This window comes from Edwardsiella sp. A.80236 (assembly GCF_044540725.1).
Lineage (GTDB): Bacteria > Pseudomonadota > Gammaproteobacteria > Enterobacterales > Enterobacteriaceae > Edwardsiella > Edwardsiella tarda.
Window position 1 is genome coordinate 295,672 of record NZ_JBIUCY010000002.1, and the last position, 14,907, is coordinate 310,578.

Here is a 14,907-nt window from a genome sequence, read left to right on the forward strand (position 1 = left end):
CTGGCTTGTCGGTTAAAGAGAGTCTTTCCATGAATATGAAGAGTGAAGTGCGCATCGATAGCGATGCGTGGCGCGGTTTTGCCGGTACGGAGTGGAAAAACGAAATTAATGTTCGTGATTTCATTCAAAATAACTATACGCCTTATTACGGTGACGAGTCATTCTTGGCCCCGGCGACGTCAGCGACGACGGCATTATGGCAAAAGGTGATGGCGGGGATCCGCGTCGAGAATGCGACCCATGCGCCGGTCGATTTTGATAGCAATATCGCGACCACCATTACGGCACATGCTCCGGGTTATATCACGCGCGATCTGGAGACCATCGTTGGTCTACAGACCGATCAACCGCTCAAGCGTGCACTGCACCCTTTCGGGGGGATCAACATGATCCGCAGCGCGTTCCAGGCTTATGGTCGGGAGATGGATCCCGCCTTCGAATACCTATTCAGCGATCTGCGGAAAACGCACAATCAGGGGGTATTCGACGTCTACTCACCCGAGATGCTGCGCTGCCGTAAATCGGGGATCCTGACCGGTCTGCCGGATGGGTATGGCCGTGGACGCATCATCGGCGATTATCGCCGCGTAGCGCTGTATGGCATCGCCTACTTGGTGCGTGAGCGTGAGTGGCAATTCGCCGATCTTCAGCCCCGACTCGAACGCGGCGAGGATCTGGATGCGGTGATCCGCCTGCGGGAAGAGTTGGCGGAACAACGCCGCGCTTTATTGCAGATCCAGGAGATGGCGGCCAGCTACGGCTATGATATTTCTCGTCCGGCCCGCTCTGCTCAAGAGGCGATCCAGTGGCTCTATTTCGCCTATCTGGCGGCGGTGAAGTCGCAGAACGGTGGGGCGATGTCACTCGGACGGACTGCAACCTTCCTCGATATCTACCTCGAACGCGATCTGCGTGAAGGGGTGCTAGACGAGGTACAGGCGCAGGAGCTGATTGATCACTTCATCATGAAGATCCGCATGGTGCGCTTCCTGCGTACGCCGGAGTTTGATGCGTTATTCTCGGGCGATCCGATCTGGGCGACGGAGGTGATTGGGGGTATGGGGCTCGATGGCCGCACGCTGGTGAGCCGCACCTCGTACCGCTACTTACACACGTTACATACTATGGGACCCGCGCCTGAGCCGAACCTGACTATCCTCTGGTCGGAGTCGTTACCGCCAGATTTCAAACGTTATGCGGCGCGTCTCTCTATTCAGACCTCGTCGTTGCAGTATGAAAACGACGATCTGATGCGCGCTGACTTCAATAGTGACGACTATGCCATCGCCTGTTGTGTCAGTCCGATGGTGATTGGCAAGCAGATGCAGTTCTTTGGCGCTCGCGCCAACCTGGCCAAGACCCTGTTGTATGCGATCAATGGCGGCGTCGACGAAAAACTGAAGATCCAGGTCGGACCGCAGCGGGCGCCGTTGATGGATGAGGTGCTGGATTATGAGACGGTGATCGCCAGTCTCGATCACTTTATGGATTGGTTGGCGGTACAGTACATCAGTGCGCTGAATCTGATCCATTATATGCACGATAAATACAGCTATGAGGCGGCCTTGATGGCGCTGCATGATCGCGATGTGTATCGCACCATGGCTTGCGGCATCGCTGGCCTGTCAGTGGCGGTAGACTCCCTCTCCGCGATCAAGTACGCCAAGGTGAGACCGATTCGTGATGAGCAGGGGCTGGCTATCGACTTCGCCATTGAAGGTGAGTATCCGCAGTACGGCAATAACGATGATCGCGCGGATCGGATTGCCTGCGAACTGGTGGAGCGTTTCATGAAGAAGATTCAGGCGTTGCCGACCTACCGCCACGCGGTGCCGACGCAGTCGATTCTGACCATTACCTCGAACGTGGTCTATGGGCAGAAGACCGGTAATACCCCCGATGGGCGTCGTGCGGGAATGCCGTTTGCTCCGGGGGCTAACCCGATGCATGGCCGCGATCGCTGCGGGGCCGTGGCTTCATTGACCTCAGTGGCCAAGTTGCCCTTTACCTATGCCAAGGATGGTATCTCTTATACCTTCTCCATCGTCCCGCAGGCCTTGGGCAAGGAGGAGGAGACGCGTAAGACGAATCTGGTGGGACTATTGGATGGCTACTTCCACCATCAGGATGGGGTGGAAGGGGGGCAACATCTCAACGTGAATGTGATGAATCGGGAGATGTTACTGGATGCGATCGCGCATCCAGAGAATTACCCCAATCTGACGATTCGCGTATCGGGTTACGCCGTGCGTTTTAATGCGCTCACGCGAGAGCAGCAGCAGGATGTCATCTCACGTACCTTTACCCGTTGTTTCTAACGCTTAGTGTGGAGGCGGGCGTTGAGTCGTCTATGTCGCGGGGCCGTCCTTCTGGGCGGCCTCATTTTTTCTATTTTCTATGCCTTGGATGCGCGTTGTCGCCGTAAATATCGCTCGTGGTTCAACATGTGCAACGTGATAAGAAACAGGCCGATCAGAAACGGGCATTCATATAACTCTTCAATCAGATCTCGGTAAGGGCTCGCACTGGATAGGAGAGGGTGGGCAAGCGCGCGTTGATGCTCGACGGCGTCGGCACCGGCGAAGGCCAACACTACCGCCACCAGGCGCCATATGGGGATCGGGTGCAGACGGTAGCGTGCGGCGATGGCACGACGTAACTGGGAGGAGAGTAGCGAGAGTAGCAGTGCGGCGATCAGTAGGGCAGCGATGCCATGAAAGAGTAGCCGTGGCCCATGGGGGAAATAGACCCGCCCCCAACTGATGCTGCGCCCTAACAGGGTGAGCCACCATAGGGTAGCCCAGTACCAGAAGCGGCGGTCATCCACGTCGAGCCGTTCGCGCCAGCAACGGTAGGGGATAAACAACACGACAAAGGCGAGCCATAGCGCCTGTCCCTGCTCAATATAGTCAATCGATGAGGCTAACCATGCGGGCTCGCCGGATGGCGGCAGCCAGATGGCATAGAGTGTGATCGCGATAATCATAATAAATAGGAATATATCACCGAGTGATATCGTTATTTTCATTATCTACTCTGTTATTTTTATTCGCGGCTTGTTGCGTATTGCGCTGGACGGCTCCTTATCTTGAGATATAACTGGATTGGGCTGGCTTTTCCATATTATTCATTTCGGTTATTTTTATTTTCTGGTTTATTAAAGTGAATGTATTTTATTATTTTCTATATTTTATTTATTTTGTTCTTATAGCTAATAACTTGGCTGTTATGCAGTTACACACACAGGTAAGCAGAATTTAATATGCTGATATTTATTGCTTGACATGGGGTGTTGGTGTTTCCTGACGAGGTTGACTGGTGGGTGGCCTAGCCATGTCGTTCCGCGTGGTGAGTGAGGTCATTATGACGGCGGCCTGGCTGACAGAATAAATAGACCCTGTCTTTTGATAACAGCCAGTTGCAGACGGGGAGGGGATCGCGACACCGTTATTGTTGCCATCTCCCCGATTCGTCCTCGCGGGGGACGCCCCCGATCGTTGGCTTGCCAGATTGAGCGATAGCGGCGCGCGTTGCCGCCTCTGAGAGGGGCGCGCCGAGCGTGGCGGGGGGAGACGCCGGCGCGTGATGTCGTGGCGATTATCCTCCCTCGCCGCTTGAGATCGCGCCTGTTAACGCGTAGTTTACCCTGCTGCCCCGCTCGCCGAGCGAGGCGTTATCTTGTCGGAGTGCCCCGTTGGGCTGAGACCGTTGATTCGGGATCCGCAGAACCTGATCAGGCTGATACCTGCGAAGGGAACAAGCGTCTTCGTGTTATCACCTCACGTCAGGTGAAAGCCTCTCTGGCGTTATCCGTCGTCCGACAAACTGCATTTCCGCCTTAGGGGCGGAGGATGTCATTCGTTCAAGTCCCCGCGCCGACAGGTCTATCTCGCCTTGTCCAGCGCGTGTCGCGCCCATGAATCGGCGTCGATTCCCCCTAGGGGGAGTCCGCCTCGTTTTACGCAAGGAGAATGCCTGATGTATCAGCCTGATTTCCCGCCGGTGCCCTTTCGCTTAGGCGCCTATCCCGTGGTCGACAGCGTCGAGTGGATCGCTCGCCTGCTGGAGGCCGGGGTGCGAACCTTACAGTTACGCATCAAGGATCGCGATGACGAACAGTTGGAGGAGGCGGTGAAGGCGGCGATTGAGCTAGGTCGTCGTTATCAAGCCCGGTTATTTATCAACGACTATTGGCGCCTGGCGATCAAGCACCAAGCCTATGGCGTACATCTCGGTCAGGAGGATCTGGCTGCGACGGATCTGGCGGCGATTCGGGCGGCGGGATTACGCCTGGGGGTTTCTACTCATGACGATATGGAGATCGAGGTCGCACTCGCGGCGCGTCCCTCGTATATTGCGTTGGGGCAGGTCTTTCCCACCCAGAGCAAGCAGATGCCTTCGGCGCCGCAAGGGATCGCACAGTTGGCGCGTCACATTCAACGTCTGGGTGATTACCCGACTGTCGCCATCGGGGGGATCACTCTGGCGCGGGTGCCTGCGGTATTGGCGACCGGTGTCGGCAGTGTGGCGGTGATCAGCGCCATTACCCAGGCGGCGGATTGGCGCGAGGCCACGGCACACTTGTTGGCGCTGGCTGGTGCCGGGGGCGAGTGAGCCGCCTAGGCCGATACGACGTCAGCTAACGGCAACGAGGCGTGCCTCATTGGCTTTATGGTGGCGTTAGCTGGGTGGCGTAGGCCTCTCCAGCATCAGGACACGGATTAGGCGGGGCGTTGAGTGGCCCCGCCATGAGGCTTACGCTAACCAGGCTCGCCCTAACCGATCGGCGGCCAGGATCGCGGCGTAGACCTGTGCCGGTGTGACGCTAAAGGGCATGTTATGGATGGTCTCGCCCTTGGCGCAACTGGCTTGCGCCACGGCCATAATCTTCTCGTTCAGTTGCGGTCCATCCTCGATCCCCAACTGTGCGAGGGTGACGGGGAGCCCGACCCGTACACAGAAATCGAGTACCGCCTCGATCTGCTCGCTGTCGCTGTTTTGTAGCACCAACTGGCATAGCGTGCCGAAGGCGACCTTCTCCCCATGGTACATCTTATGGCACTCTTCCAGCACCGTCAGGCCGTTGTGGATCGCGTGAGCCGCGGCGAGCCCGGCGCTTTCAAATCCTAGCCCACTCAAGTAGGTATTGGCCTCGACGATATTATCCACCGCAGGCGTGGCGACGCCCGCCTCGACGGCCAGCTTCGCTTTGAAGCCCTCCTCGAGTAGCGTTTCATAACAGAGGCGAGCCAGCGCTAATGCCGCCCGCGTTGACTCGCCACCCGCCATGCTGATGGCATGAGAGTCGACACAGGCCTGGGCTTCGAAGTAGGTGGAGAGGGCATCCCCCATCCCCGCGACCAGCAGGCGTACCGGCGCCTTGGCGATGATCGCCGTGTCCATTAACACCATATCGGGGTTAGTCGGGTAGATCAGATATTCCTCGAACTCGCCATGCTCGCTATAGATCACCGAGAGTGCGCTGGTCGGTGCGTCCGTCGAGGCGATGGTTGGCACGATCAGTACCGGTACGCCTTGGTAGTAGGCTAAGGCTTTCGCGGTATCCAGTGTCTTGCCGCCACCGATCCCGATCACGCCTTGGCAGCCAAGGCTCTTCAACTCGGCACCCAAGCGATCGATCTCCTTCCGGCAGCATTCACCGGCGAAGCGGGAGAAATGCCCCTCCACCCCGGCCTCGCGCAAGCTGGTGGCTACCGTGTCTCCGGTCAGCCCCATCACGAAATCGTCGGCGATGACAAACTGGCTACTGGCTAAGAGCTTGGCATACTGCCCGATGGACTGTAGCGCGTCGGGTCCCTGAATATACTTGGATGGTGATTGGATGACTTTTAACATCATTACACTCCTGTCAGGAAAGAAAGTCGCGGGGAAGAGGCGCGAGGGCCCCCCTCTCTCTGGCGATTATGCCGTAGCATTCAGCCGGAAGACATGCGCTGGGTTAGGTTATGCCGATCGACTAACGATCGTTTGATGAACGGGAAGGGTGTGGGGTGAGCGTACGCAATATCCGCCCCCTTAACTACGGGGAGCGGAGTGTGAAGCGCAACGGATTAGGGCATCAGGCCGATAAATACGGTTTTTTTGCGGGCTTCGCTCATCAAGGGGGCTAGCTGTTCGACACAGGTACGGTAGTGTGCGGTCGTCTTGTGATAGGCTACAGCGGCCTCGTCGACATAGGCTTCATAGATGTAGAAGCGGCTTGGCACCTGTGGATCTTGCAGGACATCGAAGCGTAGGTTGCCGGGTTCTTGAATTGAACCCTGATGGTTATGGCGAAATACTCGAATAAATTCGGCAATCTTGTCGGGATGCACGTTGATTTCGACCAGTGTGACATGCATGACGGATCTCCTGAATGTGCGGAGCGGTGTTAGTCCGCTCCACATCAATTAACCTTGTTCGCTGAGGAATAACTGGTAGGCATGCTCGGCATTTTCGTGCTGATGCACTACGGTGTGTACTGCTTTCAGCATGGCAATCGGGGCATGGGATTGGAAAATGTTGCGTCCCATATCCACCCCTGATGCCCCTTGATCGATGGCACGCCAGCACATCTCCAGCGCCTCTCGCTCCGGCAGTTTTTTACCCCCGGCGATGACGATGGGTACCGGACAACCTGCCGCGATACGTTCAAAACCTTGATCGACGTAGTAGGTCTTGATGATCTGTGCACCCATTTCTGCCGCGATGCGGGTCGCCAGCGAGAAATAGCGTTGATCGCGGACCATCTCCTTACCGACCCCGGTGACGGCCATGGTAGGCATGCCAACGCGTATGCCGGCATCGACCAACTGAATAATATTTTTAATTGACTGATGCTCATGCTCACTGCCAATGTAGACTTGCGCGGCGACGGCACAGGCATTCAGGCGTACGGCATCATCCATGGCGACGGCGATGGCTTCATTGCTTAATTCCGTCAGGATGGAGTTGGCGCCCGAGGCTCGTAGGACAACGGGCTTGTTGCTGGTCGGTGGCACGCAACTGCGTAAGATCCCTCGGGTACACATCAGCACATCGGTATGGGCGAATAGGGGCGCGATGTTGACGTCGATGCGTTCTAGTCCAGTCGTGGGCCCCTGAAAGTAACCATGATCGAAGGCCAACATCACGGTATGACCGCTATACGGGTTAAAGATACGTGATAGGCGGGACTGCATCCCCCAGTCTAGCGCACCGCATCCCTTGAGGTTGAATGGGGTATTACGCTGTGGGGTGTCGAGGTGAAAGTCTTTGCCGTCTTTAATGTCGTCTAAATCTGCCATGATAGGCTCCTAGCCATTAGGGGCATTTAAAAATCGTATTGATCAATGTTGTCTTTAGTGAACACGACGCGTTGCGGCAGTAGCACGATGCCATTGTCTTTGGCTTCATAGTGATAGCCCTGCACACTGTTTGGTGAAACTTCCACCATCCCGACACCGGGAATATCCAGTTTGTCGCCGACTTGTAATGCTCCTTTTTTCAGCAATGTATTGGCGACATAGACCGAGATTTTCCCCTGTTGGACGACATCCCACAGCCCAAACTCTTTTACCGTGCCGCGTTTGACATAGGGACGCATCACATTTGGCGTACTGAAACCGACGATGGCGATATGGTCGCGTTTAAGGTTTTCAGCCGCCTGTGCAGCGGCAGGCAGCGCATTAGCATCGGGGGCGATGATGACATCCAGATCGGGATAAGCCTTGATGATGCCCTCCGCGGTTTGTAAGGATTTCGTGGCATCGTTATAGCCAAACTGAGTGGTAACGACCTTCCAACCTGGATAATCTTTGGCGATTTTTTCCTTGGCCTCTTTTACCCATTGGTTTTGATCCGTTACGGTCGGACTAGAGTAGAAGAAGGCAACCTTCGCTTGGGGCTTCTGAACTTGGCGTGCCGCCATATCGACCAACATGCCGCCTAACTGTGTTGGTGTGCCTTGATCAATATAGTAAGAGCGGCACTCTGGTTGGGTATCCGAATCCCAGGTCAATACCTTGACGCCGCGTTGCATCGCTCGCTTCAAGGCGGGGCACAAACCGTCTGGCGAGACAGCGGAGACGATGATGGCGTTATAGCCTTGGTTGACGAAGTTATTGATCAGTTGAACTTGACCGGGGACGCTAGGCTCCGTAGGACCGTCATAAGTCACTTCCACACCGAGGGCTTTACCTGCCTCTTGAGCTCCGTTACCGCCGCTGGTGAAAAATCCAACGCCGACGAGCTTAGGAATAAAGGCGATGCGCTCCGCCGCTTGTACGCTTAGCGTCGCGCAGGCGAGGGAGAGGGCGGTAAACAGCGCGATAGGTTTGATACTGGGTTTACTCATTTGCTTCTCCTGGTTTGCAACGGGACATCAACCTTGCCGTACGGTTCGCCAACGCATGATCCAGGCGCGGATCTGGTGGCGATGTAGGCTGAGGGATCGACCAACGACAACAACGATGAGCAGTGCGCCAGCAAGCGCACTGGAGATCTGATTAGGTACGCCCGCCATCTGTAACCCCTGTTGCAGATAACCAATCAGGAGTGCGGCGATGGCGGTGCCGATGATGGAGCCTGCACCGCCGTAGATGTTGGCTCCTCCTAGGACCACGGCGGTGATCGCTGGCATTAAAAAAGCATTGCCGAGATCCGAGCGCGCCGAACCGAAGTAGGAAACTAGTAGGATAGCGGCGATAGCGGAGGCTAACCCGGTCAGGCCATACAACGCATAGAGAGTCGGCTGAATGGCGATAGCGTTATATTGGGTGACGCGTTGGCTTTGACCAAACAAGAACACATTACGGCCAAAATGGGTGCGGTGAAGTAATAAGGCGAAGAACAATACACAACACAAGAAGAGAAGTAACGGTAATGGCAGGCCGAATGGCGCCAAGTTAGCGAAGTCGGTGAAGGCGGCGGGGAATCCGCCAATCCCTTCATAGCCAGTTGCGCCAGCGATTCCCGACAACAGTAGCGCGCTACCAGCGTACAGATACATCGTTCCCAGGGTGATCACCAACGGATTGACACCGGTATAGAGGATTAAGCCGGCGTTCAGGAGACCACATGCTCCCCCCAGCAGCAGTGTGAGCGGGATGGCAAGATGAAGCGGTACCCCAGCTTGAAATAATACCCCCAGCGCGATGGCACATAGGCCGATAGTCGAGCCAAAGGAGATATCGATGCCTCCGCTGACAATGACCAGGGTGAGCGGCAGGGCGACGATCCCAATACAGATGAAGTCACTGGTACTAAAGAGTAAGACATTCAGATCCAACATGCGTGGATTGATGAGCCCAAAGGCGAGTAGTTCGAGGATTAATAGGGCAGCCAACGCCCATTCCCAACCATAACGCTGCCAGTTACACCTCATGCGGCCTCCTTCTTCTCATCGGTTTTCGATGTCGCACAGACCGAAGGATCGCGGAGAGATCTCTCGGTAGGCGGCATGAAACGGGCATATTTTTGCTGACGCAGGTTTTTTGCTAATGCCTGGCGTAGACGGCCATCGAAGATCAATACGGCGAGCAGCACCAAGCCGGCAATAAAGTCATTCCACCAGGCCGGGATGCGCAATAGCACCAGTACGCTGTCGATTTGGGTGAGAAAATAGGCTCCGAGTAGGGCGCCGATAATGCTACCTGAGCCACCTAAGAGGCTAATCCCGCCAAGCACACAGGCGGCTATGGCTTTCATCTCCAACCCGGTTCCGGTTTGATTCGGGATAAAGCCGATCTGTGCGGCAAAGACGATCCCGGCAAGCGCTGCCATGATGCCGTTAAGGGTGAAGGCGAGGAGCCGTACCCGTTCCGTCGCGATGCCAAGTTGGCGAGCGCCCTGTAGATTGTCACCGGTTGCGTAGAGGCTGCGTCCCGATGACGTCTTGGCTAGCCACCCTGCGATGATTACCATCAGAATTAGGGTCAGCCAACCGATAGGAGAGAGACCAAACATCCATGGCGCGGAGAGCTGTTTTAAGTCGGCGGGCAGTCCCTCGATCCATTTACCCCCGGTCCACAGCAACATAACGCCGCGATAAAGTCCAAGGGTTCCCAGGGTGGCGACAATCGCCGGGATTTTCAGCCAAGCAACTAGCATACCGTTGAAACAACCTGCTGCGGCGCCTAGTAGTAGCGCCAGGAGGCAGGCGAGAGGCAGGCTGTAGCCAGTATTGAGCGCGAGGCCGAGTAGTACCGCGCACATTCCGGTGATGGAACCGACGGAGACGTCGATATTACGGGTGAGCATGACCAGCGTCGCACCGATGGCGAGTAGCATCAGGATTTGTGCGCTGTTAAAGATCATTCCCAAAGTCGATAATGTGAGGTAACGGCGATCGAATATTCCAGGTAACAGAAAGAGCAATAACACGGCTAACAGCGCGGTAAGCTCTCGATTGGTTTGGATCAGTTTCAACATACGGCCTCCTGCTCACCTTGTACTGAGCGACTACGTGGTGCTTGTCCGAAGGCGACTTGCATGATGTTTTCGGCATTGATCTCCGCGCCACTTAAGGCATCGGGATAGATCGACCCTTGATGCATTACGTAGACTCGATCAGCCAACTGTTCGATTTCTTCCAGATCGGAGGAAATAAACAGCACCGCAACATGCTGTTGCGCGATACTGCGCAGCAGCTGGTAGATATCTTGGCGGGCGTTGACATCTACGCCACGGGTAGGCTCATCGACGATGAGCAAGCGTGGCGCAGCCTCCAGACACTTGGCGATCAGGAGTTTTTGTTGGTTGCCGCCAGAGAGGGTCCGTACTGGTTGATGTGGTGAGGAAAGGCGAATATCGAGCGCGCGCCGATAACGTTCGAGCGTGGCTTCATCACGTCGCGGTTTAGCCCAGAAGCCACGAGCATTATGTGTCAAGGCACAGACATTCCAGGCCAGAGATGCATCCTGATATAAACCGGAGGATTGGCGATCCTCGGGCAGGTAAACAAGTCCGCGCTCCAGACGTTGGCGACAGTTCAATATGCCGATAGCCTCACCGAGGAGGTGGATCTCTCCCGAGGAGGATGGCCGAATGCCGTAGAGTGTCTCCGCGAGCTCACTGCGTCCTGATCCAACGAGTCCCGCCAGCCCCAAGATCTCACCAGCTTGTACCGTCAGGGTCACCTGCATAAAACCTTCACCACTGAGATTCTCGACTGTCAACACCGTACTGCCTAGCGGCTGGAGCGGGCGACTTCCGGGCAGGTCCAACCATAGCCGTTGTTCTGCTTCGAGTGGGATAGCTCGTGTACCGGGAGTCATGGCTTGAATGATGGCGTCGTTACTAAGGTCTGTGGTGGCACCACTGAGAGCAATGACACCATCACGCATGACGCTGATGCGCTGCGCCAGTCGGCGGATTTCTGGCAGTTTATGAGAGATGAATACAATGCCTACGTGCTGTTGCAACAACTCATGCAATAACGTGAACAGACGTTCGCTTTCGGCTGGGGTTAGTGAGGCGGTAGGCTCATCAAGGATCAGGATTCGTGAGTCGCGCATCAGTCCACGCATGATCTCGACTATTTGCCGGTCGGCAACATCTAGCGTCCCAGCGATACTCTTCGGATCGAGTTGGCAGCCGAGCGCGACTAGGAGACGGGACATTTTAGCAGGCAAGCCGGGCCCGCTCAGGCCGAACAAAATATTCTCCTGCACCGATAGGCTGGGGAAGAGCAATGGCTCCTGGGGAACCAGGTAGATCCCTAATTGGTGAGCTTTCGCCGGTGTGAGTGAACTACAGGGCCGGCCATCGATCTCGAGGCTGCCGCTATCGGCGGCGATAATACCGGCAATTACTTTCATCAAGGTCGACTTACCCGCGCCATTACCACCGAGCAGGGCATGAACCTCACCGTGTTGCAGCGTAAAATCGACGCCTTTTAAGACATCTACACCCGAATAGCTTTTGCAAATATTTCGCGTGCACAGTAAGGGAGGAGTAGCCGGGTGCTCGCTATGCATGTGGCCTCCGTTCACCCGTGGTACGGGTGGTATGATTGAACAAATGTTTTTATGAAAAATAATTGTTCATAACCTTAGTCAAGAGGTGGCGATAAAACCATCACCGCGATCACGTTTTGTGAAGAAATGATTTTTGTTGGATAACTTGTTCAATTGCGATGTTGAACTGTGGCTATAATCACAGTTATTCGCCACGATTAACTGAACAATTGTGTCCATTATGTATAAATGTTCAATGTGAAGTGAAATTATGATGACGAATGAAAGCGGGATACTGGAAGGTGGTATGTGCGAAGAGGAGCAGGTGGCGCGTATCGCTTGGTTCTATTATCACGATGGCTTGACGCAGAGTGAGATTAGTGAACGTTTGGGGTTAACACGGTTAAAGGTCTCTCGCCTACTAGAGAAGGGGCATCAAAGCGGCATCATTCGCGTCCAGATTAACTCTCGCTTCGCTGGTTGTCTTGAATACGAGGATGCGCTGCGCCAACGCTTCGAGCTTCAGCGCGTACGCGTCTTGCCCGCTTTGCCTGGCGCGGAAAATAGCGGTCGTTTAGGGATCGGAGCTGCGCATATGTTGATGGAGACACTGCAACCCCATCAACTGTTGGCGGTGGGGTTTGGCGAGGCGACCATGAATACCTTAAAGCGATTGAGCGGCTTTATTTCTGCTCGCCAGATTCGTTTGGTGACGCTTTCCGGTGGAGTTGGTCCTTACATGACGGGGATCGGGCAGTTAGATGCGGCCTGTAGCGTCAGCATCATTCCAGCGCCATTGCGCGCGTCCTCTGCGGCGATCGCACGGACATTGCAGAATGAGAACAGCGTGAAGGATGTCATGTTGACGGCACAAGCGGCTGATGCCGCAGTAGTCGGCATTGGAGCCATCAATCAGAAGGAGCAGGCAACCATCCTGCGTGCCGGCTATATCACCGCAGGGGAGCAATTACTGATTGGCCGTCAGTCTGCCGTAGGCGATATCCTTGGTTATTTTTTTGATATAAAAGGGAAAATAATTCAAAACATGCAGATTCACGACGAGTTGGTTGGGTTGAGTCTGGCCGCGCTCTCGACGATCCCGCAGGTTATCGGGGTCGCTGGCGGTGTGCATAAAGCAGAAGCGATCATGGCAGCGATGACCGGAGGGTATATCAATGGATTGGTCACGGATCAAGAGACTGCGGCTCATATATTGGCCTTAGCATAACTGCTTTATTGTAGAGCATATCGCGAGACGATGGCGGGTGATATCCCTTTGACCCTAGCGGGGAGAAGGATGGAGTGAATGATTGGGAGATGTAGCGCAGTGAGTTGATATTAATCATAAGCCGAGGATGAACACGATGGCGCAATGTGGAACTGATACGGAAGCGAGTGGCTACCTGATGGCACTGGATGCTGGTACCGGTAGCATCAGGGCAGTCATTTTTGATCTCCAGGGCAATCAAGTCGCATTGGGGCAGGCCGAGTGGTGCCATCTAGCGGTGCCCGATGTTCCCGGTTCGATGGAGTTCGATTTGGTGCATAACTGGCAATTAGCTTGCCAGTGTATCCGCCAGGCACTCCATGCCGCGGGGCTGGCACCGCAGGCGATCATCGCGGTCGCCGCGTGTTCGATGCGGGAGGGTATCGTGATCTATGATGCGGAGGGTGAGCCTATCTGGGCCTGCGCCAATGTTGATGCACGTGCCGCTCATGAGGTCAGTGAGCTCAAGGAGTTGCATGATAATAGCTTCGAAAGTGAGGTTTATCACTGCTCCGGTCAAACGTTAGCGTTGAGCGCGATTCCTCGTCTGCTATGGCTCGCTCATCATCGTGGTGATATCTATCGTCGTGCCTCAACGGTCACGATGATCAGCGATTGGTTAGCCTATATGCTGAGTGGCGAGCTGGCTGTCGATCCGTCGAATGCTGGGACCACCGGGTTATTGGATCTACAGACGCGCAACTGGAGGCCGAGTCTGTTACAAATGGCCGGATTACGCGCCGATATCCTGTCGCCGGTTAGGGAGAGCGGCATGCCGCTGGGGGCGGTAACGACGACGGCTGCCGCACAGTGTGGTTTGCGGCCAGGAACCCCGGTGATCGTTGGCGGAGGAGACGTACAGCTCGGTTGTCTCGGTCTGGGCGTTGTCCGCCCCGCGCAGACGGCAGTGCTGGGGGGGACTTTCTGGCAGCAGGTGGTAAATATGCCGTATCCGCTGACCGATCCCAATATGAATGTCCGCATCAATCCTCATGTGATCCCCGGTATGGTGCAGAGTGAATCCATTAGCTTTTTTACGGGGCTGACCATGCGTTGGTTCCGCGATGCCTTCTGCGCCGAGGAGAAGCTGATTGCTGAGCGTTTGGGGATGGATGCTTACACCTTATTGGAGGAGATGGCCAGCCGTGTGCCCGCGGGTGCCTATGGAGTTATGCCGATTTTCTCTGATGTGATGCGCTTCAAGCGCTGGTATCACGCGGCCCCTTCTTTCATCAATCTGAGTATCGATGCGGAAAAATGTAATAAAGCTACCCTATTCAGAGCATTGGAAGAGAATGCTGCCATCGTCTCTGCCTGCAATCTACAACAAATCGCCGATTTCTCGTCAGTACAGGCCGATGCATTGGTCTTTGCCGGTGGCGGTGCGAAAGGGAAGCTTTGGAGCCAGATTTTGGCGGATGTCACTGGCTTGCCGGTGCGTGTTCCGGTGGTGAAAGAGGCTACCGCCTTGGGCTGTGCCATCGCCGCTGGGGTCGGTGCCGGGGTCTATTCTTCACTGGCGACAACAGGTGAAGCCTTAGTACGTTGGGAGCGTGAGCATCATCCTAATGCACAGCATGCCGCAGTATACCAACAGGCGCGTAAGACCTGGCAAGCGATCTATCAAGATCAGCGCGGACTGGTGGATGAGGGGCTCACCACGTCGTTGTGGAAAGCACCTGGGCTGTGAGAACGAGAGGAGGT

The 14,907-nt window shown here is 55.4% G+C and carries 12 protein-coding genes and 1 riboswitch; of the genes, 4 read left to right on the forward strand and 8 right to left on the reverse strand.

Annotated elements, in window-relative coordinates:
* The first annotated feature begins 29 nt into the window (after window positions 1-29).
* On the forward strand, window positions 30-2,318 hold the full coding sequence (pflB, locus tag ACEQFP_RS03480; RefSeq protein ID WP_068870040.1) for a formate C-acetyltransferase: 2,289 nt from the start codon (window positions 30-32) through the stop codon (window positions 2,316-2,318).
* 77 nt (window positions 2,319-2,395) lie between these two features.
* Here the strand turns inward: pflB and ACEQFP_RS03485 are convergent, their stop codons facing one another.
* Window positions 2,396-3,028, reverse strand: coding sequence for a nitric oxide reductase (locus ACEQFP_RS03485; RefSeq protein ID WP_068870038.1), 633 nt, complete (start codon window positions 3,026-3,028; stop codon window positions 2,396-2,398).
* A 644-nt stretch (window positions 3,029-3,672) separates the two neighbouring features.
* Window positions 3,673-3,773: riboswitch (TPP riboswitch) on the forward strand.
* 205 nt (window positions 3,774-3,978) lie between these two features.
* Here ACEQFP_RS03485 and thiE point away from each other — a divergent pair.
* Window positions 3,979-4,614, forward strand: coding sequence for a thiamine phosphate synthase (gene thiE / locus ACEQFP_RS03490; RefSeq protein WP_005283207.1), 636 nt, complete (start codon window positions 3,979-3,981; stop codon window positions 4,612-4,614).
* Window positions 4,615-4,755: 141 nt separating this feature from the next.
* On the opposite strand, the gene ACEQFP_RS03495 is transcribed toward thiE, so the two are convergent.
* The 7 genes from ACEQFP_RS03495 to lsrA all read right to left on the reverse strand — a co-directional run bounded on the left by ACEQFP_RS03495 (window position 4,756) and on the right by lsrA (window position 11,957).
* Complete coding sequence (locus ACEQFP_RS03495; protein WP_068870101.1) at window positions 4,756-5,856, reverse strand: glycerol dehydrogenase; 1,101 nt, start codon at window positions 5,854-5,856, stop codon at window positions 4,756-4,758.
* Window positions 5,857-6,071: 215 nt separating this feature from the next.
* Window positions 6,072-6,362, reverse strand: a complete 291-nt coding sequence (gene lsrG, locus ACEQFP_RS03500; RefSeq protein ID WP_068870036.1) for a (4S)-4-hydroxy-5-phosphonooxypentane-2,3-dione isomerase — start codon at window positions 6,360-6,362, stop codon at window positions 6,072-6,074.
* Window positions 6,363-6,410: 48 nt separating this feature from the next.
* A complete protein-coding gene (lsrF, locus tag ACEQFP_RS03505) occupies window positions 6,411-7,286 on the reverse strand; it encodes a 3-hydroxy-5-phosphonooxypentane-2,4-dione thiolase (RefSeq protein WP_370557735.1) in 876 nt (291 codons plus the stop codon).
* A 26-nt stretch (window positions 7,287-7,312) separates the two neighbouring features.
* Complete coding sequence (gene lsrB, locus ACEQFP_RS03510; RefSeq protein ID WP_068870031.1) at window positions 7,313-8,335, reverse strand: autoinducer 2 ABC transporter substrate-binding protein LsrB; 1,023 nt, start codon at window positions 8,333-8,335, stop codon at window positions 7,313-7,315.
* Window positions 8,336-8,362: 27 nt separating this feature from the next.
* Entirely contained in the window at window positions 8,363-9,364 is a 1,002-nt protein-coding gene (lsrD, locus tag ACEQFP_RS03515) for an autoinducer 2 ABC transporter permease LsrD (protein ID WP_068870029.1), read from the reverse strand.
* Entirely contained in the window at window positions 9,361-10,410 is a 1,050-nt protein-coding gene (lsrC, locus tag ACEQFP_RS03520; protein WP_068870027.1) for an autoinducer 2 ABC transporter permease LsrC, read from the reverse strand. The genes lsrD and lsrC overlap by 4 nt, the downstream gene beginning before the upstream one ends.
* Window positions 10,404-11,957, reverse strand: coding sequence for an autoinducer 2 ABC transporter ATP-binding protein LsrA (lsrA, locus tag ACEQFP_RS03525; RefSeq protein WP_068870025.1), 1,554 nt, complete (start codon window positions 11,955-11,957; stop codon window positions 10,404-10,406). The genes lsrC and lsrA overlap by 7 nt, the downstream gene beginning before the upstream one ends.
* A 250-nt stretch (window positions 11,958-12,207) precedes the next feature.
* Between lsrA and lsrR the strand changes: the two genes are divergently transcribed.
* Both lsrR and lsrK read left to right on the forward strand, forming a co-directional pair.
* Window positions 12,208-13,164: a transcriptional regulator LsrR gene (lsrR, locus tag ACEQFP_RS03530; RefSeq protein WP_370550504.1), complete on the forward strand. Its 957-nt coding sequence runs from the start codon at window positions 12,208-12,210 to the stop codon at window positions 13,162-13,164.
* A gap of 136 nt (window positions 13,165-13,300) precedes the next feature.
* Window positions 13,301-14,893 carry an autoinducer-2 kinase gene (gene lsrK / locus ACEQFP_RS03535; RefSeq protein WP_109728645.1) on the forward strand — a complete coding sequence of 531 codons (1,593 nt, stop codon included), beginning with the start codon at window positions 13,301-13,303 and terminating at the stop codon, window positions 14,891-14,893.
* Window positions 14,894-14,907: the final 14 nt, after the last annotated feature.